At 60.4% G+C, this 24,303-nt stretch carries 18 protein-coding genes and 2 pseudogenes; 5 read left to right on the top strand and 15 right to left on the bottom strand.

What is annotated here, in order from left to right; translation table 11 throughout:
* Positions 1 to 40 precede the first annotated feature (40 nt).
* Positions 41 to 523 (top strand): GlcG/HbpS family heme-binding protein, encoded by a 483-nt coding sequence (locus KUW17_RS18070; RefSeq protein ID WP_222481696.1) that lies wholly within the window; start codon positions 41 to 43, stop codon positions 521 to 523.
* A 64-nt stretch (positions 524 to 587) separates the two neighbouring features.
* Positions 588 to 1,265 (top strand): ankyrin repeat domain-containing protein, encoded by a 678-nt coding sequence (locus tag KUW17_RS18065; protein ID WP_222481694.1) that lies wholly within the window; start codon positions 588 to 590, stop codon positions 1,263 to 1,265.
* Positions 1,266 to 1,345: 80 nt separating this feature from the next.
* Here the strand turns inward: KUW17_RS18065 and KUW17_RS18060 are convergent, their stop codons facing one another.
* The 10 genes from KUW17_RS18060 to dctP all read right to left on the bottom strand — a co-directional run bounded on the left by KUW17_RS18060 (position 1,346) and on the right by dctP (position 13,992).
* A complete protein-coding gene (locus tag KUW17_RS18060) occupies positions 1,346 to 5,470 on the bottom strand; it encodes a response regulator (RefSeq protein ID WP_222481692.1) in 4,125 nt (1,374 codons plus the stop codon).
* 55 nt (positions 5,471 to 5,525) lie between these two features.
* On the bottom strand, positions 5,526 to 7,175 hold the full coding sequence (locus KUW17_RS18055) for a Glu/Leu/Phe/Val dehydrogenase dimerization domain-containing protein (protein WP_222481690.1): 1,650 nt from the start codon (positions 7,173 to 7,175) through the stop codon (positions 5,526 to 5,528).
* Between the two features lie 255 nt (positions 7,176 to 7,430).
* Positions 7,431 to 7,820, bottom strand: coding sequence for a hypothetical protein (locus tag KUW17_RS18050; protein ID WP_222481688.1), 390 nt, complete (start codon positions 7,818 to 7,820; stop codon positions 7,431 to 7,433).
* Between the two features lie 25 nt (positions 7,821 to 7,845).
* Positions 7,846 to 8,241 (bottom strand): response regulator, encoded by a 396-nt coding sequence (locus KUW17_RS18045; protein ID WP_222481686.1) that lies wholly within the window; start codon positions 8,239 to 8,241, stop codon positions 7,846 to 7,848.
* A gap of 55 nt (positions 8,242 to 8,296) precedes the next feature.
* Positions 8,297 to 8,710 carry a response regulator gene (locus tag KUW17_RS18040; RefSeq protein ID WP_222481684.1) on the bottom strand — a complete coding sequence of 138 codons (414 nt, stop codon included), beginning with the start codon at positions 8,708 to 8,710 and terminating at the stop codon, positions 8,297 to 8,299.
* A complete protein-coding gene (locus KUW17_RS18035) occupies positions 8,711 to 10,456 on the bottom strand; it encodes a CHASE domain-containing protein (protein ID WP_222481682.1) in 1,746 nt (581 codons plus the stop codon). It lies immediately after the preceding gene.
* Positions 10,457 to 10,718: 262 nt separating this feature from the next.
* A complete protein-coding gene (locus KUW17_RS18030; protein ID WP_222481680.1) occupies positions 10,719 to 11,126 on the bottom strand; it encodes an OsmC family protein in 408 nt (135 codons plus the stop codon).
* A 12-nt stretch (positions 11,127 to 11,138) separates the two neighbouring features.
* Entirely contained in the window at positions 11,139 to 12,431 is a 1,293-nt protein-coding gene (locus KUW17_RS18025; RefSeq protein WP_222481678.1) for a TRAP transporter large permease, read from the bottom strand.
* On the bottom strand, positions 12,431 to 12,973 hold the full coding sequence (locus tag KUW17_RS18020) for a TRAP transporter small permease (protein ID WP_222481676.1): 543 nt from the start codon (positions 12,971 to 12,973) through the stop codon (positions 12,431 to 12,433). The genes KUW17_RS18025 and KUW17_RS18020 overlap by 1 nt, the downstream gene beginning before the upstream one ends.
* Before the next feature lie 8 nt (positions 12,974 to 12,981).
* Entirely contained in the window at positions 12,982 to 13,992 is a 1,011-nt protein-coding gene (gene dctP, locus KUW17_RS18015) for a TRAP transporter substrate-binding protein DctP (protein ID WP_222481674.1), read from the bottom strand.
* A 331-nt stretch (positions 13,993 to 14,323) separates the two neighbouring features.
* Here dctP and KUW17_RS18010 point away from each other — a divergent pair, with 331 nt between their 5' ends.
* Positions 14,324 to 16,177: an ATP-binding protein gene (locus KUW17_RS18010; protein ID WP_222481672.1), complete on the top strand. Its 1,854-nt coding sequence runs from the start codon at positions 14,324 to 14,326 to the stop codon at positions 16,175 to 16,177.
* Positions 16,177 to 17,247, top strand: coding sequence for an extracellular solute-binding protein (locus tag KUW17_RS18005; protein WP_222481670.1), 1,071 nt, complete (start codon positions 16,177 to 16,179; stop codon positions 17,245 to 17,247). Before KUW17_RS18010 ends, KUW17_RS18005 begins: the two co-directional genes overlap by 1 nt.
* 148 nt (positions 17,248 to 17,395) lie before the next feature.
* On the opposite strand, the gene KUW17_RS18000 is transcribed toward KUW17_RS18005, so the two are convergent.
* From KUW17_RS18000 to KUW17_RS17985, 5 genes and pseudogenes are all read right to left on the bottom strand, one after another.
* Complete coding sequence (locus KUW17_RS18000; RefSeq protein ID WP_222481668.1) at positions 17,396 to 18,481, bottom strand: nucleotidyltransferase family protein; 1,086 nt, start codon at positions 18,479 to 18,481, stop codon at positions 17,396 to 17,398.
* Positions 18,482 to 18,501: 20 nt separating this feature from the next.
* Positions 18,502 to 19,731 (bottom strand): hypothetical protein, encoded by a 1,230-nt coding sequence (locus tag KUW17_RS17995; RefSeq protein ID WP_222481666.1) that lies wholly within the window; start codon positions 19,729 to 19,731, stop codon positions 18,502 to 18,504.
* Between the two features lie 528 nt (positions 19,732 to 20,259).
* A pseudogene (locus tag KUW17_RS23540) lies at positions 20,260 to 20,441 on the bottom strand (hypothetical protein); the annotation flags it as partial.
* Positions 20,442 to 20,969: 528 nt separating this feature from the next.
* Positions 20,970 to 21,212, bottom strand: a pseudogene (locus KUW17_RS17990) (transposase); the annotation flags it as partial.
* Between the two features lie 645 nt (positions 21,213 to 21,857).
* A complete protein-coding gene (locus tag KUW17_RS17985; RefSeq protein WP_222481664.1) occupies positions 21,858 to 22,514 on the bottom strand; it encodes a TetR/AcrR family transcriptional regulator in 657 nt (218 codons plus the stop codon).
* 149 nt (positions 22,515 to 22,663) lie between these two features.
* Here KUW17_RS17985 and KUW17_RS17980 point away from each other — a divergent pair, with 149 nt between their 5' ends.
* Positions 22,664 to 24,301 (top strand): phytoene desaturase family protein, encoded by a 1,638-nt coding sequence (locus KUW17_RS17980; protein ID WP_222481662.1) that lies wholly within the window; start codon positions 22,664 to 22,666, stop codon positions 24,299 to 24,301.
* The last annotated feature ends 2 nt before the right edge of the window (positions 24,302 to 24,303 follow it).

Below are 24,303 nucleotides of genomic sequence, written 5' to 3'. Positions count from 1 at the left end.
GCCGCTAGGGTTCTTCCATCAGAACTGAAGGAAGACCGCAATGATCCGCAAACTGACCCTCGCCGCTGCCCTGCTGGCCCCCGTTTCCGGTGCCGCGCAGGAGCTGCCCACCGCCCCCTACCTGCCGCTGGACATGGCCCAGACTGCCGCGCAGGCCGCGGTTGAAGCCTGCGCCGCCGAAGGCCACAATGTCAGCGTCGCCGTCGTCGCCCGCAGCGGCGTGACCAAAGTGATCCTGCGCGCCGACAACGCAGGCCCGCACACCGTCGGCAGCAGCACCGGCAAGGCCTTCACCTCGGCCAGCATGGGCCGCGATACCGCCGGGCTGGCCGGCTTCATTGGCAGCAACCCGCAAAATGACGGGCTGCGCGATATGGACAGTCGGCTGGTGATCCAGGCCGGCGGCATGCCGATCCGCATCGGCGGTGCACTGGTCGGCGGCATCGGTGCAGGCGGAGCACCCTCGGGTGACATCGATGCAACCTGCGTCCGCGCCGGCCTGGACGCCATCGGCGCCGAGTAAAGGATTTGCAAAAGCCTGCGGCCGGCCCGTTCGGGGCGGCCGCATATCAAGGAGGTTCAAGACAATGCTGCGCACACTCCTGGGTCTGCTCCTGCTGGCTGCCGGCACCGCCGCAGAGGCACAGACGCCGCCCTCACCCGCCGATATCGCAGACTACGAAGGCCTGCACCGGGCAGCGCACGAAGGCAACGCCGCTGCCATCCGCGACCTTGCCGCTGCGGGGGCTGATCCCAATGCCCGCGACCGGGCCGGACGGACTCCGGCGCATGTTGCCGCCTTCGCGTCCAACGATGCGGCGCTGCGGTCCCTGGCCGAAGCCGGAGCCGACATGAATGCGCTGGAAGGCCGGGTCTATGACGTCCTGACCATTGCCGCGGTTGCGGATGACCCCGAAATGGTCTCGCTGGCGCTGGAGCTGGGCAATGATCCTGGCCTGACCACCAGCATTTATGACGGCACCGCCTTGATCGCTGCGGCCCACCTGGGGCACCACGAGGTCGTTCGGCGCCTGATCGCCGGCGGCGCACCGCTGGATCACGTCAACAACCTGGGCTGGACCGCGCTGATGGAGGCGGTGGTGCTGGGTGACGGCGGGCCGGATCATATCGCAACCGTGCAAGCGCTGGTCGAGGCCGGAGCCGATGCCGGGATTGCCGACTTTGACGGTGTCACCCCGCTCCAGCATGCCGAAGCCCGCGGCTTCGCGGAGATAGCCGGCATCATCCGTGCCGGGGCGCATTAACTGACAGGCAAGGGCCAACCTGCTCATCTGCAGCGCCGGCGCGGCCCTCGTCCCATGGCTGCCTCGGGGAGCGTCGTGAGCTACCCATTATTGGCAAGGATGTCTCTGAGTGCGGTCCGGCAGCGTTCCAGTTCCGCCTCAAGATCACGCTGCACCGGCGGCGCTTCGTCAAGCTGCCCGTCACGCCCCACATTCTCCAGCCGCCGCGCGGCTTCGGCAACCTGGGTAGCACCCACAACGGCTGCTGACCCTTTGAGCGTATGCGCCGCACGCCGCAGGTCTTCGGCATTTCCGTTGCGGCGAGCGGTTTCAATGTCGGCTGCCAGCTGCGGGGCTTGCGACAGAAACAGTTCCGCCATCTCCCGTAGCAGCCCTTCGTCGCCCAGCCTCCCAAGGGCGGCCTGCCAGTCAACCGGTTGCACATCAGCGGGGGCATCAGCAACCGCGCCGGCTGGTTCTGCCTCCGGCAGCTCCGTTGCTGGCGGGGACTGCCGGGGAACCGCGCCGCGGGTTGCCTGTTCAACGGCCCCCAGCAGGCCCTCAGCGCGGAACGGTTTGCCAACAAAATCGTCCATCCCGGCATTGGCGCAGCGCTCGCGGTCCGCGGGCGTCACGCTGGCGGTGCAGGCGATAATCGGCAAGCGGCCGCCCTCTGCCTGCTCACGGGCACGGATCGCTTTCGCGGCAGCCACACCGTCCATTACCGGCATGTGCATATCCATCAGCACCAAATCGTATGTCTTGCGCGCCGTGGCGTCGACCGCCTCCTGACCGTTTTCGGCCAGGTCCACGCTGTGCCCGCGCCGGGTTAAAAGATCGATTGCGACCTTCTGATTGACCGCGCCATCCTCGGCCAGCAGGATTTTCAACGGTGTAACGCCCGCCTCAGTTGCGGCGGCCTGAGGTGCAGCTTCGCGCACCTGGGTGCCAATTGCCGCAAGGATGGCGTTCAGCAGGTCGGACTGCTTCACAGGCTTGACCAGCATCCGGTGAATTTTCAACTCTCGCAGGCGCGCTTCGCCGCCTGAGTAACCAGCGGAAGACATGATCAGAATGCGCATTGCATCCAGCGCCGGGCGTTCGCGGATTTTCGCGGCCAGCGCCATGCCGTCCATTTCCGGCATCATCAGGTCAAGCAGTGCCAGCCGCGGCTGGGTGCCGCGGGAGATCATTGCATCCAGACGTGCTAGCGCATCCGCCCCGCAGTCTGCCAGCACCGGCGTCATGCCCCAATTCTCCAGAACCTCCGCCTGTATCTTGCGGTTGGTCGCGTTGTCATCGGTGACAAGCACCGGCATGCCATGCAATTCCTTGGGCACTGCCGCCCGCGGCAGGTCGTCCTCGCTGGCCAGCCCCATCTTCACGGCAAACGAAAACGTGCTGCCCTTGCCTGGCACGCTCTCCAGCGTCATTTCCCCGCCCATCTTGCGGGCCAGCTGGGCCGAGATCGCGAGGCCTAGACCGGTTCCGCCATATTGCCGGGTGGTTGAAGTGTCGGCTTGGCCGAAAGCTTCGAAGATTTTGTCCTGCTGTTCCTTTGGAATGCCGATGCCAGTATCGCGCACTTCGATTTGCACCGTCACTCCAGTTTCGCTGAGGCCTGCCAGCCGGGTATCGACCACCACCTCGCCTGCCTCGGTGAACTTGATGGCGTTGCCGACAAGGTTGACGATAATCTGGCGCAGGCGTGTCGGATCGCCGACCAGCCGGTCGGGAACCTCTGGAGGGATGTGATGGGCCAGTTCCAGCCCTTTTTCACCCGCCCGCACGGCCAGTGTCTGCAGGGTATCGCCCAAGAGATCGCGCAGCCGGAAGGGGGTGGCCTCCAGCTCCAGCCGGCCGGCTTCGATCTTGGAGAAATCCAGAATGTCATTGATGAGATTCAGCAAGGTGTCGCCTGACCGCATGATGATCCGGGCATACTCGCTCTGCTGCGGCGTGAGGTCAGTTCCGCAAAGCAGCTCTGCCATACCGATCACCCCATTGAGAGGTGTGCGGATTTCATGGCTCATGTTTGCCAGGAACTGGCTCTTGGCGACGCTTGCCTGCAGAGCCGCATCGCGCGCCGTTTCCAGCTCAGCATGAGAGCGCCGCAGTTCCCCGGTGCGCTGTTCTAGTTCGGCCGTGCGGGCGGCAACCAGCTCTTCCAGCCGGCTGCGGTGCTTTTGCAATTCGGTAATATCTGTGTAGGCGCTGACGGTGCCGCCATCGCGGGTCTTGTGCTCGCTGATCCAGAGCCAGCGCCCTGTGGTGTGATGCACGGCAATGGGCTTGCCCGGGTTTCGGTGGACGGCCAGACGGTTTTCAATCCATTCCTCCTCACCGACATCCCCAGTCGAAACCAGCCCCGCTCTGAATACCGCGTGCAGCACATCCTCGAACGTCATCCCCGGTTCCAGCTTTTCCACCTGCGGAAAGAATTTCTCCCGGAAAACCGAGTTGAACAGGACCAGCCTGTCCTCGGCATCGTAAAGGACAAACCCCTCTTCGACCGACTCGATCGCATCCTCCAGCTGCGTTCTGGCATATTCGGCCCGTGCGCGCGCTTCTTGCACCTCGGCTTCGGCACGCTGCCGCGCAACCACAATGCCCAGCTGCGTTCCCACCTGTGCCATTACATCCTGCAAAGCAGGGTTCTTCTCTTCCACGCGGCTCGAGAAAAACTCCAGCACCGCAACGACACGCCCGCCATGCGTCACGGGGAAGCCGGCTCCGGTTTTCACCCCGATTTCCTTGGCCAGTTTGGCGCGCGGAAAATTGGGATCGCGGTTCACATCCGGAATCCAGGCCACTTCACCGCTGCTGAACACCCGCCCAGGCAGGCCGGAGCCGGGTGCAAAACGGGTTGCACAGGTCACCTTGCGGAAAGTTTGAAAGGCATCGGGATCCGCCAGATGCCAGATATCCGACGGCGCCAGGTCGCCTGCCTCTTCGTCGTAAAGGTAGACATGCCCGACCGGCCAGCCGGTGTGCGTGCAGATCTCATCCAGCGCAACCCGGAAGGCATCGCTGATGCTCTCCGCTTCATTGGCAGCCCGGGTGATTGTCTGGTTGCACTTCAGCAGCGCCGAGCTTTCCCGCAGCGAGGCCTCGGCGCGGCTGCGTTCGGCGATCTGGCGGCTGAGGGATATCAGGAAGGCAACCAGGATGGCTGTCACCGCCAAGCCGCCTGCCAATGCAATGCTCGCATCGGACGGCCATGCCTTGGGCCGGAAACCCTCCCCCGGGACTGCCAGAAATGTCCAGCTCCGCCCACGCAGTTCAAATTCGGCTGTATGGCTTAGACCAGCCGCGGCAGCCAAGGCGGCCGGATCAGCAATGCGCCCTTGCTCTGCATTGCCGTCTGCCTGTCTGTCCGGCAAATGGAAGCTTTCACCAGTTGCACCGTCGGCCAGATAGACCTCAACTCCGTCTCCGGGAAAACTGTCCAGCGCATCCTTCAGGACATCGCTCACCCGCAGAATCACGGCCACTACACCCTGCAGCTCTTCGCGGCGCAGCGCGGGGCCGGAGCGGGTGAAATACGGGGCGGCAATAGCAATACGAGACTGCCCGGCGGTCAGGCCCGGCATAGTGATATGCGGGCTGGCCACGGCGCCGCCGCCGTCACGGGCCTGCTCGATCACCTTTAGGAACACCGGGTCGGACGCCAGATCATATCCAAGGGTGCCAAGAGCCGCGCTGCGGCGCGACTCGACGAAGAACACCGGGAAATGCACGTCCCGCGGCTGCGGGGGTATGCGCGACCCGTCCGGAGCGCTCTGGTAGATGCCATAGGGAGTTTTCAGCTGTGCGGCGCCTAGGTTCTCCCAGAAAGGCAGCAGATTATTCTCAACCCGGGGCGCAAACAGCACGAGTTCAATGTTGGGCTGATCGTTCAGGAAAGGCCGCACGAATATCTGGAACTCCCGGCGCTCCACTGAGCGTGAACTGGCAAAGAGCCCGTGCAGCGCATCAATCACCGATGCCCCTTGCAGCATCTGCCGTTTGACGGCCTCCACCCGTCGCGCGGCGGCACGGTCGAACTCGGCCGCCGCGGTTTCGCGCTCCTCCTTCAGCAGCGCCTGCCAGACAACCAGTGTCAGCGCCAGGCTGAGCACCCCGACGGTGCCGGTTACCCAGGCCCGGCCGCGGACGAAAATGCGGCTTGCGAGCGACACCCGATCGCCAGCTGCGGGACCGGAGTGGGTTGCTTTGTCGCTCATCTGGCCAGCCTCCAACAACCGGTTCGAGTGATCACGCCGCTATCTTGCTGCCCGGCTATGGGAACAATCCACGCAGTAGCTTGGCATCAGTCACCCGCTGCACACCCTCAACCAGCGCTGCCGTGCGCATATCGAGCCCATCACGCGCGGCACGCACCACCGTGCGCTCAAAAGCGTTGAGCATGATTTCCTGGAGCCGGCCGTTAATCTCGTCCAGTTTCCAGGTCAGGTTCTGGGTGCCCTGCACCCACTCGAAGTAGGACACTGTGACGCCGCCTGCGTTGCCCAGCACGTCCGGCACGATCATGACACCTTTCTCGTTGAGGATTTCATCGGCCTCCAGCGTCGTCGGTCCATTGGCCCCCTCAGCCAGGATCTTGCAGTCGATCCTGTCCGCGTTCTCGGCAGTGACCTGGTTTTGCAATGCCGCCAGTGCCAGCACATCGCATTTGGTTTCCAGCAGCTCGGCATTGCTGAGGTGATCGGCCTCCGGGTAATCCTTGAGCACCCGGTGTTCTGCCACGTAATCCATCAGCGCCTGAACCGGCAGCCCGTTGGGATTGTAAAGCCCGGTCGAAACATCGCTGACAGCGACGATCTTCGCTCCGGCCTCCTCCAGGAATTTCGCCGTAAAGCTGCCGACATTGCCGAAGCCCTGCACCACGGCAGGTGCGCCGTTCAGGTCGAGCCCGGAATGGCGTGCAGCAGCTTCGATCATATAAACCAATCCGCGCCCTGTGGCCTCGCGGCGGCCGAGCGACCCGCCCAGCACAACCGGCTTACCGGTGACCACCGTCGGCACGGAGTAGCCCACCTGCTGGCTGTAAGTGTCCATCATCCATGCCATCACCTGCTCGTTGGTGCCCATATCAGGGGCTGGTATGTCCTTGTCAGGACCGATGATATCAATGATCTCGGTGGTATAGCGGCGCGTCAGCCGCTGCAGCTCATGCCGCGACAGCCCAGTAGGATCGACCCGCACGCCGCCCTTGGCGCCGCCATAGGGCAGGTTCATCAGTGCGCACTTCCAGGTCATCCAGGTGGCCAGGGCCGCGACCTCGCCCAGGTCCACATCTTCGTGGTAGCGCACCCCGCCCTTGGTCGGCCCCATCGTCAGCACATGCTGAACGCGGTAGCCGAACACGGTTTCCACCTGGCTGCGGTCATCGCGGAAAAACGGGAAGGACACCACTTGGGTGCGCTGCGGGAACAGCAGCCGCTGGCGGATGTTGTCATCCAGCTCCATGATCTGCGCTGCCTTCAGGAACTGCTGCTGGGCAAGACGGAACATAGGAGAGTCCCACTCCGCCGTGCGCGCCCGGGCGCGGGCCAGCGAGTAGCGGATCGCGCGGCCCAGCGCGACTGCGTTAAGGTTGGATTTGACCAGGAAATCGCTGGCACCGGCCTCCACCGCGTTTGCGGCGAGTTTCAGGTCGTCCATGGCGGTGAGAATAACCACCGGCGTATCCGGCGCTGCCGCGCGGACCCGGAACAGTGTTTCAAGCTCCTGACTGTCGGGCAGAACCAGATCCAGCAGCACCAGGTCGATGCCGCCGGCAGCCAGACGGGCAAGGCCATCGGCAAGATTGGCGGCAAGATCGACAGTACACTGCAATTGAGGCTCGCTTGCGATCAGCCGTTCGACAAGCTTCATGTGGAGCGGGTTGTCCTCGACGAGCAGGACATTGACGTTTTGGTCGGCCATGCTGTTTCCTTTCTAATCGAAAGACGCATCAGGCCCTCCCATGCTGATACAAAGTTGCGTCCCAGTCATCTTGCAGGCGGCTGGATCGCCAAGAAGTGATCGCCGGGGTTGCAGCTTGTGCCCTTGCTAGAGGTTTGGTTGTCGGAAACGGGGTGATAGCCAACATGATGGCGTCAGCTTGCAGCACCAGCCGGCAACCCTGATGAACGTGCGGCAACTCTTGCGGAGGGTTCCGAAGAATGGTGCCGGCCGCATTCAGCTCTGCCGTGCCGGCCGTATTAACGCGCAGGCCTGTATTCCGGACATGTGCCCCATACCAGTCAGGTAGTATTTGCCTTTGAAGTTGCCGTTGGTGCCGAGAGGCTGCAGGTCAAATATCACATCCTCAAGCATCACCTGAATGCCCGGGTTGCGGAACGGATTGGCGCACTCAGCCTCATCTGCGTCGCTAAATTCCGCGATCCGCTCCAGTGCACTAGCGGCGGCCGCAACCAGCCGCCAGATTGGCCCTGTAGAACCGCTGCGACAAGGATTTCGCGCGCAGCCGGGGTGATGCCGGAATTCCGGGCAAGCTCGTCCTGGAATTTGATCGGAAACCCGGTTCAGGCGGCGTGCAGCCCCCTCTTCGCTGAGCGCCAGCGCCACGAGGACGGAAATCGGCCCAAAGCCATCATCGCAGGATTTGAAGCAGCTCCTGCTGGTCAAACGGCTTAGCCAGCGTCTGGAAATCTCCAAGCAGCGTCTTGAGCCGCGCTTCGTCTGATGCCATCAGCGGAACCGACAGCATTGGAATGACTCGGCAGGATAAGGGCACTCCAAACTGTGTCACACAGGCTTCCAGAAATTCGATCCCGCTCATTCCTGGCAAATTCATGTCAAGGAACAGGATGTCGACCCGGGGTGGAGGGGCGGCGGCCAGATGTGCCAGCGCATCATGTGGGGTTGCATAGACTTCGCAGCGTGCAGGCACACCAGACCTGGACAGCAGGCGTTTGAAATGCCGCGCGTCGAAACTGTCGTCTTCGACAAGCAGGATTTGCAGGTCGGGCTGGCGGTCTTCAGACATACTGCTCTCCTCTTGGCCGGGGCCTGCACCCAGGCCACGGTCCGTTCAGCGGCGATCAGGCAGAGCGCAGGAAGTCGCGGAAAGGTGTCAGGGCAGCCGGAAGCTCCCTGCTGATTGCGGGTTTCACAATGTACCCTTCAATCCCGAAGCTCTGCGCCGCTGCCCGGTCTTCCTTGCTTTCCGAAGTCGTGAAGGTGAACACGCGCATTGCACCCAGTTCACCGTCGCCACGCATCTGTTCAAGCAGTTCTAACCCGCTCATCCTCGGCAGGTTAAGATCAAGCAGCATGACGGTTCTGCGGATTGCATCGGAATCCATCCCGCGCAGCATTTCGAGTGCTTCGGCGCCGTCCGGCGCACGCGCCACCGGGATGTCCACGCCAAGCTTGCGGAATGTCCGAAGCACGGCCTCTGCATCCAGGTCGTGGTCTTCGACATGCAGGATTTGCAAAATCTCTTGTACCGTCATCTAAGCAGCCTTTTGGATGTCGGTTTGGTTCTGGTGGCGGAGCGGCCAGACAATCGTGAAGGTTGCGCCCAGCCCCTCCTCAGAGGCCAGCCGAACAACGCCGCCATAGCGTTCGACCGTTTTTTGAACGATCGCCAATCCGATACCGGTGCTGCCGCTTTCATCCTTGGCTTGCAGTGTCTGGAACATCTCAAAGATTTTCCTGTGGTACCTGGGCGCAATGCCCGGGCCATTGTCCGACACATCGATCGTCAGCCAGCCATCCTGGACCTGGGCTGAAACCGTGATCAATGCGATCTCGGGCTGATGATGATACTTCACCGCATTGAAAAGCAGGTTGGAAAGCACTTGCTCCAGACCGGTTTCATCGGTTTCAATTTTAGGGAAACTGCCAGTCACCCGGGTCTGATCGCCGCGCAATCCCAGTTGCTGCACCAGCTTGATGACCAGTTCACGGGTGTCGACGGGCTTGACCGGCCGGTCCTCCAGCTGCAGGGCAGAATACGAGAGAATCCCGGAGATCAGCGCCTCCATCCGCTGAACCTGCTGCTCCAACCGGTCCAAATGGTTCTCAACCTCCGCCGCGCCGCCCGCGGCCTGCAGAACCGGCTCCAGATCCTCGCGCAGGTAACCGGCCAGATAAGCGATGCCGCGCAGCGGTGTCTTGAGATCATGGGAGGCTACATAGGCAAAGCGTTCCAGATCCTCGTTTGATTTCTGCAGGGCCTCCGCCTTGCGGTTGGCTTCGGCAGACATCCGGCTGGCAAAAGCAATCGCTCGCCGGTTCGACCGGGTCAGCATAACAAACAACCCGAGAAGCAATGAATCGATGGTCAGGCCGCCAATCAGGATCAGCAGCGGCTCGCTGCTGCCATTCAGCACCCTGAATTCCGGGCTTTCCCAGATCTCAAACTCCCAGCGCCGCCCATACATGCCAAGGCTGACCTGCTGGCGGAACTCTGACTCTTCGCGCAGACCGTTGCCATCGGCTTCGTCATACAGGGCTTCCTGGCCATCGCGCACGGAAAACCGGACCATCCGGTTCTCCTTTTCCAGCACGCCATCAATCAGCTTGCTGAACACAAACGGGGCATAGACCAGTCCACTGAAATGCCGCTGCCGCTGCTCCACGCTGGCCAGGTTTTCGGAGCTGTAATAGGGCATGTAAAACAGAAAGCCAGGCGATCTGTTTTCGTCCTGCACCAAGATGATCGGCCCGGTAATCTGCGCCGTTCCGGTATCCCGCGCCTTCAGAGCTGCGGTCAGCCGGTTTGTTTCATGGGCGATATCCAAGCCGATTGCAGCTGCATTCATATCCGCCGGCTCGATAAAAGTGATTGGCAGGCGCAGGCTGGCTGAGTGCTGCGGGTGGACATTGAAGCCCGGCCGTTCCGCCTGCTGGCGGGCGACAAAATCATCCAGGCCGCTTTGCGCGACAGGGTAGATAACACCGATGCCGTTGATGCCCGGATGGCGCCGCTCGATCTCCAGGCTGCTCGAAAACCGCGCCCATTGCGCCAGCGAGACTTCTTCGCCTGATGCATGGATCAGCGCGACACCGCTTCGCAGCGCATCCTCATACTTCTCCATCCCCTCCCGGACCAGGCTGGTCAGCTGGGCCGCCGCGCGCTGAAAACGTTCCTGGGTCCGGGTCTGGATCTCTGTCCGGGTGACGTGCCAGGCCGTCACCGTCAGAAGCAGCGACAGCAGAACAATCAGCCAATGTACCCAATGTAGGTGGGACATTTTCGCCAAAGCTGCGCGTTCTTTTGCTAGGCTGCTGCCGCCCGGCGTGTCCGCTCCCATTCGCGCCTCCACTAGAATTGTCCTGACCGGGAGTCGAAGAATGCAATTCCCGACCAAAATTTTAAAACCAGTCACAGGTTAAAATTATTAAATAACAATCTAAGATTGCATTAATAATTCGCAAAAACATTGGCAGCAAACACGGCTGCAGAAACTGCGACCCCTCCTCGGAGGCGTTTCCAACATGCCAGCCCGCCCAGATTTAATCCGGTTCGCAGATGACGACACTCACTTTGCAATTCAAACTGTTGCTGATTGTGCACGCTGATTTTGCCTGTGCCACAATCGCGGGAACCAGCACGGGGTCATCAACGGGCTGCCCCAAAACGGCAATTTCCATACTCTCGATCCGCCCTGGCAGTTCGGGCGTTTTTACCGCGGAAACCTTGACAGAGAATGGATTGAGAGGCGCCTTTTGCTGCCCTGCGGACCATTGCACCGACTTGATGATACATGCCGCCAGAGAAGCAAGAAGAGTGTCAACCGGGGTATCTGACGGCGGGTGCTGCGACGTGTGTTCCAGACTGGCCAGGGAATAGCGAATGCCGTCCGTGCCATCGAACTGGGCATAAACCGGGCCGAACGCTTTTGGCCGGACTTTCAGTGTCATTCAGTGTTCCTTTCAGAAAAGCAGATCCGGCAGGTACAGGGCAAGTACGGGGAACAGGGTCAGGATCAGGATTGTGAATAGGTGAATAACCCAATAGGGGACGGTCGCAATGGCGACACGGCCCAGGCTGACCTCGTTTCCGGTCAGTGCAGTCAGCACCGACAGGTTGAGCCCAACCGGCGGTGTGACTTGCCCGATTTCGATGACGATGGTGATCACCACGCCAATCCAGACCGGGTCGAAGCCCAGCCCGGTCAGCAGCGGAAACACCACCGGCAGCGTCATGATCATCAGCGACAAGCCGTCGAAAAAACACCCCAGAATGAGATAGATCAGCACGACAATCAGCAGAACGCTGTATGTGCCCAGCCCGCTTTGCGCGACACCCGCCAGGATCTTTTGCGGCACTCCAAGGATACTGACCGATTGCGCCAGGATTGTTGCCCCCAGGACCAGAAAGCCAACTGCAGAAAACAGCAGAGCTGAGCGGTAGATCGCGTCAATCAGCCGTGCCCAGGTAAGGTCGCCCCAAACCCAGGAAACCAGCACTGCCAGCACTACGCCGACGCCCGCCGCTTCGGTTGGGGTTGCCAGGCCGGCGACGATGCTGCCAATGACCGCAAGGATCAGCGCCAGCAACGGCCAGATCTGCTTGAAACCCGCAAGCGTTTGCGCCCCGGACGGCTTCGCCGTATCACGGGGCGCGATACCCGGGCTGAGGGTGCATTTGACCAGCAGATAGAGCATGAACAGGCTCCCAACCAGCAACCCCGGAATGATGCCCGCCGCAAACAGGCGCCCAATCGAGGTTTCTGTCAAAGCGCCGTAAATCAGGAAGGAAAGGCTCGGCGGGATCAGCAGGCCCAGCGTGCCGCCGCCGGCAAGACTGCCCACAACCGTATCCTTGTCATAGCCGCGCCTTGTCATTTCCGGGTACGCCACCGATCCCACTGCGGCCGCAGTGGACAGGCTGGAACCGCTAACCGCGCCGAACAATGTGCAAACGGCGATATTGGTGTGCAGCAGGCCCCCGGGAATTCTGCGGAAGAGCGGTGAAAAAGCAGCATAAGCCTTTTCGCTGATGCCGCTGCGCAGCAGCACCTCACCCAGAAGGATGAACATGGGAACAGCGCTCAGGGTGAAGGAGTTGAAAACACTCCAGATTGCATCAATGGCAAGCGAGGTGGCACCGTTTGAGAAGAATTGCAGGATGATTAGCCCAGTCAGGCCCAGCGCCGCCCCAAGGGCCACGCCTGTTCCGGCAGTAGCCGCCAACCCGCCGATCAGAGTAAGCCAGAACGACATCAGGATTTCCCGCCAGCGAGTGTTTCCGGCGTCTCGATATCGGATTCGTCAGCCCGGGCGATAATGCCGGTCAGGCGGGCAAGATAGATCAGCCCGGTCAGCGCCAGAGACAGCGGCATGAGCGCCATCCAGGGATAGAGGAGGATACGTGCTGTCTCCGTTCGGAGGTTGCGTTTGAACGCAAACTCGAACCAGGGCACGGTTTCAATGATCAGCCATGTGAAAAAGGCGGCCCCCACCAGCAAGGCAGCAAACTGCATCACCGTGTGCCATCTCCCTTTCAGGAAGTCGGCCAGCAGAGCGACACGGACATGGTTTGCCTTCAGGGTAACCATTGGAAGCCCCAGAAACAGTGACACGCTCAGCAGCAGGCCAACCACCTCCTCGGTGATATGCAGCGGCGCATTCGCGAACTTGCGCATCAAAACGCTGGTGACGATGATGCCCACAATCGCGGTCATGCCCAGCGCTGCGGCAGCGGCACAGGCAAGGGCCAGTATTTCCAGCCCCCGCGCAATTCGCTTTTTCAACAGCCAGGCCATGATGCCGCTCAGCGGCCAATCGCTTTCAGAACCCGCTCGCGGTAGGACGGAGCATTGCCTCCCGCCTCTTCCGCCAGCATTTCCCAGGTCTCGGTCACAGAGGAGACGAACAGTTCGCGGTCCTCCTGCGGAAAGTCCTCGCCCCAGGTCACACCCGCAGCCACCAGATCTTCCCGCGCTTTCAGCTCACGCTCAAAGTCGTCCTCGTACTGGTTGGTGCGGTTCCAAAGGTCTTCAGCTGCCTTTGCGACGGCGTCTTTGACGTCGCTCCCGGTCTCGGCCCATCGGTCAGCGGCCACGCCGATCACATAGGGGCCGGAGGCCATCGGATAGAGGAAGGACGCATATTTTGCGACCTCCTGCAGCGAAACGGTATGGGCATAAAGCGCCGGATAAAGCGCGCAATCGACCACACCTGTCTTGAGCGCCACATACATTTCTTCCTGCGGAATGATTTGCGCGGCCACACCCAGGCGGGTGAAAGTTTCAACCTGATCTCGCGCCCAGACGCGCAGCTTCTTCGATTTGAGCGCTTCGATCGAGTTCACCGGTTCGTCCCGGCAGAACACGGAAACCGACAGCATAGGAATTGCGACATAGCCGACGGATGCAACCCCCCAGTCCGCGAACTCCTCTTCATAGATTTTCCGGACCTCCGGGATGGCTTTCTCAAACTCTTCGATCGACCCGATGGTCCCCTGAACCACAACAGAACTCAGCGCCGGAGCATCACGCCCCAGGTAGTTGGCCCACATCAGGCTCATTTCAACAGCCCCCTTGGGCAGGAATCGGAGCGTGTCGGTGTTCGGCAGGCCTAGCGATCCGCCGCTGTAGAGAACAAATTCGGGGTTCCCGCCCAGTGCACCGTTTACATCGGCTACGAACTGCTCCAGCTCCGCAGTTTCCGGCCGGGCTTCCGGCAAAAAGTTATTGAAACGCCATTCCTCGGCGGACGCAGGGCCAAATGCGATGCATAGCGCTGTCAGGCCGGCTGAGAGAGAGTGCAGAAAATTCTTCATTTTGGCTCCTCCTGAAGCAAGGATACCGGTGCACAAAAAACCTTCGCTACCAGAATCCGGGTCTGATCCCCTGATTTTTGGATCAGTGCTTTTCAGGAAAGCGGAATCTGCTCAACGCTTCAATTTGTTTGTTTCAGCTTCGGATCGCTTGCTGCAATCCAAATCGCGACTTTCTGACAGGGGCCTGCAAACGGCCGCAGCGGGGACAGGCAAACCATCAATTTCATTTTAATTGATTTTCAACGCTTGCTTTTCAGAATGGAAACCCGGTTCTACTTTGCGGAATACGGCTGCCTTTCCCTGCCATGCCCCCTAACGCACCGGAGTGTAAATGACACAGCAGCGCATTACCCGGCGATACCTCCGGCTGCGCAGCGGTATCGCCTTGGCGATCCTGCTGGCCGCCGCAGTGGCCGCATTTTGCGTCACCCTGTCCGGGCAGAGAAGCGTGGCCCGGCGGGTGGAAAACACCAGGGTGCTGGACCAGCTTCTGGTTTCGCTTGCTGAACTGTCGCTGGCCTTTGATGAATTGAAAGACGACCCGGGCAGCCAGAGAGCGCTGATTGCGCGGGGGCGCATCCGCCGCAGCGCCAGGCCTGCAGCCGACTCGCTGGCAGAGCTTTCCGGTGCCGATGCGCTCGCAGCGTTTTCGCCGCAAGCGCAGGAAATCCTGTCCCAGCCAACGCTCAATCCCGTGTCCGAACTGCAAGACATCCTGTTTCTTTCCGGGGTTCTCACTGATCCGGGGGAAGACCGGGAAGCTGCCTCCGATACTAAGGCCGCCGCATTGGCCTCGGACCTGTCCAGGCGGTTGCTGCCAGTCTTCATGAAGGTCAAGGAGGCTGAGGCCCAGACCGCCCGGATCGCAGCAAAAGTCCAGCTGCTCTATGCGCTGGTGGCTGTCGCCATCGGCGCTATTGGCGTCTACGTCGCCGCCCGGTTTGTGCATCTGCCGATGGAACGGTTCATCATCAGTGCACAGGCAGAGATTGAAGCAAGCCGACGCAAAGCCGAGGCCGCATCCGAGGCCAAGTCGGTTTTCCTGGCGACGATGAGCCACGAAATCCGGACCCCGCTGAACGGTGTTCTGGGCCTGGCGGAACTGCTGAACGACACCCAGCTTGATGACAAGCAGCGGCACATGATCCGCATGATGATCGTGAGCGGAAATTCCCTGCTGAGCATTATCAATGATGTGCTGGACTTGTCCAAAGCTGAAGCAGGCAAGCTGGAAATGGAGGCTGAGGCGTTCAACGTCCGCGCGACATGCCTGGAGGTCATAGACCTGTTTTCCGCGCGCGCCCAAAGCGCCAGGATCGCCCTGAAACTGACCGCGGACCCGCAGGTAGGCAGCTGGCATGTGCTGGGATACAGCACTGCGATCCGTCAGATCGTTGTCAACCTGATCAGCAACGCGTTGAAATTCACCGAGAACGGGTCCGTCGATGTGAAGCTGCAGGAATTGGCGCCCGGTCCGGACGGGACGCGGCTGATCCAGATTGCCGTGAAGGACAGTGGAATCGGGATACCTGCAGAAGCGCAGGAGCGGATATTCGAGCAATTCGCACAGGCCGATGCCACCACCACCACGCGGTTTGGCGGAACCGGGCTCGGCCTTGCCATCGTGAAGAACCTCGCCAAGGCGATCGGCGGCACGATCTCGTTGCATAGCGCGGAGGGCGAAGGCGCGGAATTCACTTTGCAATTTCCAGTGGAGGATGTCCCGCCTCCCGCGGAGGCTCCAGCGCAGGCTCTTGTCAGCGCTTCGTTCAACAAGAAAGTGCTGGTCGTTGACGACAACAGGGTGAACCAGATGGTCGCGGGCAAAATGCTGGAAAAGCTGGGGTGCACCGTCATCACCGCAGGCAACGGATTTGAAGCGGTGGAGCTGACGCAAAACTGGGCACCTGATGTGGTGCTCATGGATGTCCGGATGCCTGAATTGGACGGCTTGGGAGCCACCCGGGCAATCAGGGAGTGGGAGAAGGCGCAAAGCCTGCCGCCGGTTCCGGTCATTGGCCTGTCCGCCAACGCGATGAGCGAACAACGCTCCGAGGGCCTGTCCGCGGGCATGAACGACTACCTTGCAAAACCTGTCAACAAAGCGGCGCTCGCCGCCGCTCTGACTCGGCTCTGGCCAGAAGCAGCTGGAACCGCCAATCAAGAGGACACAAAATGCGCCTGATGACTCGCTTTGCCGCGGCTTTGGCCGCCGCCGCAATGACAGCCCCGGCCGCAGCAGACCCAGAGGACGTCTGGCTCTACAACTGGAGCGGCTACATCGCCCCTGAGACCGTCGAGAGTTTTCAGGAAGCCACAGGCACCAGGATCATTCTGGACACTTATGGCGAAGCCGACGAGGCAGAGGCGCGCCTGATTGCCCGCGGCACCGGTTACGACCTGGCGGTGGCAGCCTCGGAAACTGTCGGCCGTTTGGTTGAGGCCGGAGCGCTCCAGGAAATCAGCCTGGCCAGTATTCCGAACGCCGCCGCTATTGACGACGAGCTTATGGAGATGTTTCTGGCATCCGCTCCGCAAGCCAAGGGGTACGCCGTGCCTTACCTCTGGGGCACGACGGGGATCGTGTTCGACCGGAGCGCGGTTCTGGAACGCCTGCCGGATGCACCGCTTGACAGCTGGGCGCTGGTGTTTGATCCCGCCAATGCCCGCGAGCTCGCAGATTGCGGCATCACGATTGTAAATTCGGTAGAGGAAGTTGTGGCGGCAGCGCTTGCCTACCTTGGGCTGGACCCGCAATCACACTCAGCGCAGGATCTGGAGGCCGCGTTCGGCGTCCTGTCTTCGATCGCACCCTATGTCCGCTCATTCGATTCTGATCAGTATGATGCGCTGCTGGACGAAGAAATCTGCCTTGCAATTACCTGGAGCACTGACGGGCTGGCGCCGCTGTTGGAAGAGGATAGCGACAGGTACCACTACGTCATCCCCAAAGAAGGCGCCAATCTTTGGGCCGACCTGTTTGTCATCCCCAGCGATGCCGGAGATACCGCCGCTGCTAACCGGCTTATCGATTACGTGCTGCGGCCTGACATGATGGCCCAGGCGACCGTCTACACCAACGCCACAAACAGTGTTCCGTCATCACACCAAACGATCAGCGGTTCCAAATATGATCTCCCCGCGATTGCCATGCCGCAGGAACTCCGCAGCAGGCTCTATTTCGTCAACCCCCGCAGCGGTGAGGAAAAGCGTGATCTCGACCGCCGCTGGAGGCTGCTTCAAATCGGGTTATGAGGCCTGCGGAAGAATCTTCCTCCATCCGGCCTAGGCACCGGAGCACAGAGCGCCAGGAATGTGGCACCTAGGGCGCCAATTGGGCGCCTTCAAACGCCATTGGAACAAAATCAAACTCTGATCCCGGCCGCGCATCAACCCGGCGCGGTTAGTGGGAACGCCATCTTGACCCAATATGCGAAGACCAAACGCGAGCCCACCACCTTGGATCGAGCAAATTTCTTGCAATGTATCTGCGGTAATCTTTCGACTCGGCAAGCATTCTTGCCCGGCGGAAAACCTGCCGCAGCAAATCGAAATAGCTGGGTCTGCTTTCTGCGCACAGGACTTTCAACGCAGAGCTTACGAAGGAATATTTCTCAGAGGAGTTATTTGAGATCACCAAAGCATTCTCCAAGAAGTCAGCCAGATGCTCAAACTCGGCATAGGCTTCATGAAGGTCATGGGCTTCTAAACGCGACCGCACCTCAGACAAGGCGCAGTGCTTCCGCATAGCCACCCAATCAACCCATGCACGCAAAGAGACCTGCCCTGAGTGACGGCCTGCATGGACCACAAGGTGGCAGGCACGATCCTCCCAGTTTGGATAAGAGAGCCCGGGAACCCTGGCAGGAACTCGCCGGGAAATCACGCTCTCGGCGGCCAGCATGCGATCTGTCAGGCCGGGGCCGGTTCTTGTGTGCAGCTCGACCGGAAAGTGCCAGTCCGAACGTGTGAGTTTTGGCAGGTGATGCTCCGGGATCCGCCGCCCTCTCCAGTTAAGCTCTGGTTTCGTACCCAGACGCTCAAAAGGTGCCGTCGCCCCAATGTCGTATAGGCACTTTTCGACCTCCAAAGCGCGGCTGATGGGCACAAGAATATCCAGATCACCTACAAAGCGGATTGACTGATCTTCGTGCAATGCATCCAGCATGTCAGCCCCGCCCTTAAGGACGACAGCAGGAACCTCAATTTCTCTTAACGCAAGGCCAATTTCAGTCAATTGGGCGATGCCAGATGCCAGACGCGCGTTATTCGCCCGATGCATCGTCTCAAAGAAAATTAACAGGTCCCGCGGCAAGGCGCCGGCAGCTTCCGGATGCGCCTTCAGCACCGGAGCGATCATAGTGTGGACCTGGTTCAGCTGGGCCACCCGAGCGAGGTCTTCCGGACTGGTTTCCGCAAGCATTTCCGCCAACCCACGCGGGGGCTCTGCAGAGATTGCCGTTGCCACAAGCCCAAGCAGCGCGCGCATCGGCGCCGATGGGCATTCTTCTAAGAGTTGCAAGAGCTCAGCAAGTCCAAGCAGGCCGAAACGGACTGCTGAGACTCTCCAAAGATGAGCCGGTATGCGGGAAAGGTATCACACATTACGGCCAAGGGGGTGATTTGCGTGTTTCTCCGCGATGGCCTGGCGCCAGTGACAACGCAGTCAGTGAAGGCCTGTTCCGGGTCTATCTTTTCGACTGCGAGATCGCTTCCCGCTCTGAACTCGGGCAGCACAATCGCTTTTATGGGAACGCGTGCTCCAACAGCTGCAGCGGGGGGAAGAGTAAGATAGTTCACTCTGTTTCGAGAACTCGCGAGCTTGCCGTGGCGGACGGCCAGCCTTCTGACCTCGCTCAACTCGCGCGCGCCATGCTTGACGGCACTGCCGGCAGGAAAGGCAAGCAAGTGGCGGCCATCCAAATGCAAAGGCAAGTGATCGTCGGCAAGGAAACCGCACCCGGCTTCGACCAGCCCTTGTGCGAGTGTCGACTTGCCGCGGCCGCTGTCCCCAACAATAAGCAATGCACCGGAGCTGCCAAGCACCGCCGCCCCATGCAGGACAGCGCCCACCTGACCGTCTCCGCATAACGTCTCAGCAGCTTCCCGGATCAGAAAATACCGCGCCTCATCCCGTGTTGATCGTCCCCAGAGCGGCGTATCTCCCAGAAAAACACCCCGTCCGCCGCCTTCGCAGTACACGCACCGTGCCTTAACCCATTCCCGCCCGGCCTTAGCCCATTCCTGCCCGGCACCAATATCTTCACATGCGTACTGCCCAAGTATTTCATCCAACTGTTCGGCGAGCCTCAGATCGTCGCTCTCAATCAGGAGCCGTCCGAATTCCGAGACATACCCCCGTTTATTGAGCGCCTCGCCGCCATGGTCGGTCACGGCGTCAGGAAAGGGCAATTGTTCTTTCGCAAACAGCCCGGCATCTCTCCAGCTGGCCAAGATTGCTGATGCGATTTCAGATGCCTCCTGGCTACCGAATGGCTCTGACGCCGCAGACATGTTTGAAAGCCGGGATGCTATTGTCTTCGCATCCTCGCAAGCCACAACCCCAGATAGGAGCTCGATCCCCAACCGGTCTGTAAGGACAATTGCCCCGGACGCAGGTGCGAATAATACGAACCTGCGCCCCAATCCGGCGCTCTCAACCAAGCGCGCCGGACTTCGCAGCATCTTCAGGTCTCGGTCAAGATTTTGCACACTCTTGACGTCGCGGGTATCGATCAACTGCGTCACATGCTCTGAAAAAAATTGCTAAGCCCTCTGCGCGTGGCGGGCTTTGCCAATCATCACCATAGCCACCTCTATGGTCTCCTGGGCCTCGGCGGTCTCGGCGGCCTCTGGGGCCTCGGAGGTCTTGGCGGCCGTGGCGGTCTTGGCCTGCCGCCTGAGCCGCTCACACTGGCTTGAGAAACCGATGCAGATGCCGACAGAACAACAGTGGATGCCCCGGCTACGGTCGCAGTGTACTTGGCAAGAGAAGCAAGCACTTCTCTGCGTTCCGCATCATCGAGGCTCTCTTCGACTTCTGAGGCTCTGCCTTCACGATCAATTGTCATGGGTCCCCTCACTCATAAAATCACACTATAAAGAGTGTAGCATGATTGAGGACATTACTCCACTTTGTTTCTCAATAAACCATGTGATCAGCCCCACCTGAGTGGTCCGGTTTGATTGGCAGAGTATGACCGGCCTCTGGTCCTTCAGGACGACTGTTTCCGGAGCTGGCGGGCGATAGCGCAAGGCGCTGCGTTATCTCTTTGTGTTGCAGTGCTTCATCCATTGTTCGATCAGGATCTGAGCCTCGTGCAGGCTGTAGAAGAATTCACCGTTGAGCAGTTCATCCATTGCCCGGCAGGCGCATGCAAAGCATGCTGCCGAGAGGGGCAGAACCGGGCGTTGAGGCTTTCGCCGTATCCGTTCTCCCACGGCCAGCCTGAATCGAAAAATCCCCCGCTGGTGGCGAGGGCTTGGCCGGAAACGTTGGTTGCGGGAGCAGGATTTGGCCTTTACCGAACAAGTGCCTTATTAAATAGGTGACTAGGTGTGGGAAAAACTCGCTCCTCATTGCGCTTGCGATGCGTCGGCGAGCGCTCCCTTTTCAGACTCTAGTTAGCCGCTTCCCACGCGCCCGCGCCTATAAGGCTCGGTGGCACTACCGGCAATTCATCTCGTCGAGTTTGGAGAACACATGATCGAAACGCGCTGATGCGTAAACATATGGAAAGAAACCCGCACCTCTTAGGTCAACCTTCTCAATCTCATTGACACTGTTAGCGACCAAGCGGACAGATCGCGCTTCCCTAGGGTCAGGACTTCGGTAACGAGGCCGTCCCAGTCAAGCGGTTTTAGGCAGGCAAATTGATCCGCCAAAGCGGTTCCGCCGGTTCTATTCTAGCCCTTCCTGCTTTTTGCTGCGGCTTTCGGTTGAGGTCTTTCGGGTACATGCTTCGGTCCGTGGTCAGCGCGCTGGCTGCCATGATCCGCGCAAAGACCCCTTTATCGCTCCACCGCTTCCAGCGATTGTACAGGGTCTTGTGCGGGCCGTACTCTTTGGGCGCATCCCGCCACCGCAAGCCGTTGCGATTGATAAAGATAATTCCACTCAGGACGCGCCGGCCATCAACGCGCGGCTTGCCGTGGGATTTCGGGAAAAAGGGTTCCAAACGGGCCATCTGCGCGTCGGTCAGCCAGAAGAGATTAGACATGTCACCGCTCGATTTTCGGCCTGTGAATCATGCTGAAAGCCTGAAATCAATGGGTCCTGACCCTAGTTGGATGGTCCGAACCAATATGCCGAGAACGTCTCGCCGTAGTCCTTGAGCGCTTGGGTCTGCATGCCCGGGTCTTGGTCTGCTGTCGAGACACGGGCGTACCCGATCTTGCGAACCGGCGCATTTTCGGATTCGGACATCGCTTTCTTACTCAAGAATTGGCCTCACGCGACCAATCTGGACAGAATTTCTAGACAAGGCAACCTGTGCGATACCGTTCCCCACTACTTTCCCCTAGTGGCGCACTACGAGCGCGATTCGCGACGAACTCGCCTTGCGCTGCGCCAGGCACGAACTGACGCTAAGCGGACAATGCGCCCCTTCCCTGCATGCTGCCGCAATAGTGGCACACTGCGTATTTTGTGTGCGGGGATCCCGATGAACACGGAAACAGAAGTTTGCAACAGCCTCATGCAGGCCTTGAGGCATGCCAAAATCAGGTGTTCAGAACCAGCACCGGGGCAAATGCACCTCGAGAGGGAGAAACTCGAGCGGTCCAACGCAGGCATTTTGCTGAACTCCATGCATATTTGCGGGAATTCGTTGTGGTGGAGAACGCCTGTCAGGCTGCTGATTGGCTTAACTGCCAGCCTTTGCCTGGAAAGCCTCCGCATGGCTGGGGAACAGTGTTTGAAGGAAGTTCAGCGTCTGCTCCAGCGCTCCTTCCCGGCTGTATATGTGCGGGAACAAATGCAGCTTCTGCCAATATCCGTCAGTCAGAGAGTCGATCCACCCGCCGGCCCTGTCCGCCTTCACGGGATCCTCCAGTATTAGCTTGTGGCAGATCTCGGCAAGCATCTGAGACCTCTTCTCCTCAAACTCACCGGTGATCTCGGCATATTGCGGGACGAAATTCTGCTCTCCGAAGAAGGCGAACCAGATAGCAAGGGCGCTGGGGTTGCAGACCTTGGGGCTGAAATCTGCCTCGATGATCGTGCGAAGCCGGGCTGCGGGATCCTCGGGTGCCTTGTCCAGCGCCGCCTGCCAGTGGGCCTCGTAGGTCTGGTACTGATCCCGCAGCGCCTCGGTCAGAATGCCGGTCTTGGACTTGAAGTAGAAAACCGCAACGCCCTGGGACAGCCCGGCCTCATTGGCCACGGTGGCCAGCGTCGTCTTGGCCAAGCCGTTGGCAACAATGGATTTCAGCGTTGCATCCAGAATCTGCCGCCGCCGCATGTCGGCGTTTTCCTTGCGTTCCTTGCGCGGCTTCCTGCCGCTGCCCTGCGATGCCACCATGAGAAATCCAGAATTCAATTTTCTTCCTTGTTCCACAATTCGCTGCGCCTGTCAGCCCGATTATTTTTATTTGAGCGCTCAAAAAAACTTTACCGCAAAAATCATCTCCACTAGGCTCCCGTCAGCAACAGCCGGACCAGGAGAGATTCATGGGGCAGCACGACAGATATGACGCCATCGTGGCGGGGGCAGGGCATAACGGCCTGACAGCCGCCTGTTACCTGGCCAAAGCCGGGCTGAAGGTGCTTGTGGTGGAAAAGAACGATTGGATCGGCGGCGCCGCAGTCAGCCGGTCGCTGCATGAGGGCTGGACCTACTCCAACTGCTCCTATGTCTGTTCGCTGCTGCGCCGCGAGATCGTGCGCGATCTGGAGCTGCCGAAATACGGGCTGCAGGTGATCCCCTACGAAGGCGGCGCCAGCTTCAGCCGCGACGGCGATTACTTTGCCTATATGTCCGACCATGACGCGCTGCGCCGGGAAATCTCCCGCCACAGCGCCCATGATGCGGATGCCTACGACCGGTTCAGCCAGACAGTGATCCGCCAGTGCCGCTTCATCCGGCCGTTCCTGCTGCGCAATGCGCCGGATCCGACCTCGCTGAAGCCGCGCGACATCGGTGAGTTGTTGTTCCTGATCAGACAGGCGCACGGGCTGGGCAAGAAGGAGCTGGGTGAAACGCTGCGGTTCTGGTCGATGTCGATCGGCGATTTCCTGGACGAGCATTTCGAAAATGACCTGATCAAGGCGCATATTGCCGGGGCCGGGATCATCGGCACCGGGCTGGGGGTCTATTCACCGGGCACGGCCTATGTGCTGCTGCATCACTACATGGGCGACGTGGACGGCGCGATCGGGGCCTGGGGCTTTGCCCGCGGCGGCATGGGCGCGATTTCCAACGCGCTGGGGGCCTGTTTCGAGGAGGCAGGCGGCACCATCGTCACCGGCTCCGGCGTCGACCGCTTCCTGGTGGACAATGGCAAAGTGACCGGCGTGGCACTGGACAACGGCGACGAATACCACGCGCCCATCGTCGCCTCCAACATGGATGTGAAACGCACCTTCCTGCAGCATACCGGCCAGCAGCATCTGCCCGGCGATTTCGTGAAGGCAGTCAAGCGGTTCAAGATCCGCGGCTCCTCGGGCAAGCTGAACATCGCACTGGATGCCCTGCCCGAGTTCCCCGCCGCCCCCAAGGGCGCGCCCTTCCTGCGCGGCGATCTGCATTGCGCCGAAAGCCTGAACGAGCTGGAACGCGCCTACGACGACTGGAAGGAGGGGCGCTGGTCGCAGAACCCGTACTTCGACATGCTGATCCCCAGCCAGATCGATCCGACCATGGCACCGCCGGGCAAGCACATGATGACCGTCTTCGTACAGTATGCGCCTTATGACCTGGAGGTGGGCGGCGTGCGCGCGGGCACCAACTGGAACGGCCAGACCCGCGGCGCCTTTGCCGATTGCGTCTTTGACAAGCTGGAGCAAGCCTGCCCCGACATCCGCAGCAAGACCGTGCACGCAGAGATCCGCACTCCCTGGGACATCGAGCAGGAGGTGGGCCTGACCGAGGGCAACATCTTCCAGGGCGAGCTGACTTTCGACCAGCTGCTCTTCAACCGCCCGGTGCCGGGATATGCGCAATACGACACCCCGATTGACGGCATGTATATCGTCGGCTCCTCCGCGCATCCGGGCGGCGGGGTGATGGCGGCGCCGGGGGCCAATGCGGCCCGCGAAATCCTGCGCAACATCGGCCGCAGCGGCAACATGACCGGCTACGCGGCCTGAGG

Origin of the sequence: Leisingera aquaemixtae, assembly GCF_019801145.1 — a bacterium.
Lineage (GTDB): Bacteria > Pseudomonadota > Alphaproteobacteria > Rhodobacterales > Rhodobacteraceae > Leisingera > Leisingera aquaemixtae_A.
Note: the sequence above shows the minus strand (reverse complement) of the source record. Positions and strands in the feature narration are given on the sequence as shown.

Coding starts and splice junctions, on each gene's coding strand:
- KUW17_RS18040 (WP_222481684.1), bottom strand. CDS start 8,710: ATGACGGTACAAGAGATTTTGCAAATCCTGCATGTCGAAGACCACGAC.
- KUW17_RS17980 (WP_222481662.1), top strand. CDS start 22,664: ATGGGGCAGCACGACAGATATGACGCCATCGTGGCGGGGGCAGGGCAT.
- KUW17_RS18030 (WP_222481680.1), bottom strand. CDS start 11,126: ATGACACTGAAAGTCCGGCCAAAAGCGTTCGGCCCGGTTTATGCCCAG.
- KUW17_RS18060 (WP_222481692.1), bottom strand. CDS start 5,470: ATGAGCGACAAAGCAACCCACTCCGGTCCCGCAGCTGGCGATCGGGTG.
- KUW17_RS18070 (WP_222481696.1), top strand. CDS start 41: ATGATCCGCAAACTGACCCTCGCCGCTGCCCTGCTGGCCCCCGTTTCC.
- KUW17_RS18025 (WP_222481678.1), bottom strand. CDS start 12,431: ATGTCGTTCTGGCTTACTCTGATCGGCGGGTTGGCGGCTACTGCCGGA.
- KUW17_RS18000 (WP_222481668.1), bottom strand. CDS start 18,481: ATGCGCGCGCTGCTTGGGCTTGTGGCAACGGCAATCTCTGCAGAGCCC.
- KUW17_RS18010 (WP_222481672.1), top strand. CDS start 14,324: ATGACACAGCAGCGCATTACCCGGCGATACCTCCGGCTGCGCAGCGGT.
- KUW17_RS17985 (WP_222481664.1), bottom strand. CDS start 22,514: ATGGTGGCATCGCAGGGCAGCGGCAGGAAGCCGCGCAAGGAACGCAAG.
- dctP (WP_222481674.1), bottom strand. CDS start 13,992: ATGAAGAATTTTCTGCACTCTCTCTCAGCCGGCCTGACAGCGCTATGC.
- KUW17_RS18035 (WP_222481682.1), bottom strand. CDS start 10,456: ATGTCCCACCTACATTGGGTACATTGGCTGATTGTTCTGCTGTCGCTG.
- KUW17_RS18055 (WP_222481690.1), bottom strand. CDS start 7,175: ATGGCCGACCAAAACGTCAATGTCCTGCTCGTCGAGGACAACCCGCTC.
- KUW17_RS18005 (WP_222481670.1), top strand. CDS start 16,177: ATGACTCGCTTTGCCGCGGCTTTGGCCGCCGCCGCAATGACAGCCCCG.
- KUW17_RS18065 (WP_222481694.1), top strand. CDS start 588: ATGCTGCGCACACTCCTGGGTCTGCTCCTGCTGGCTGCCGGCACCGCC.
- KUW17_RS18020 (WP_222481676.1), bottom strand. CDS start 12,973: ATGGCCTGGCTGTTGAAAAAGCGAATTGCGCGGGGGCTGGAAATACTG.
- KUW17_RS18045 (WP_222481686.1), bottom strand. CDS start 8,241: ATGTCTGAAGACCGCCAGCCCGACCTGCAAATCCTGCTTGTCGAAGAC.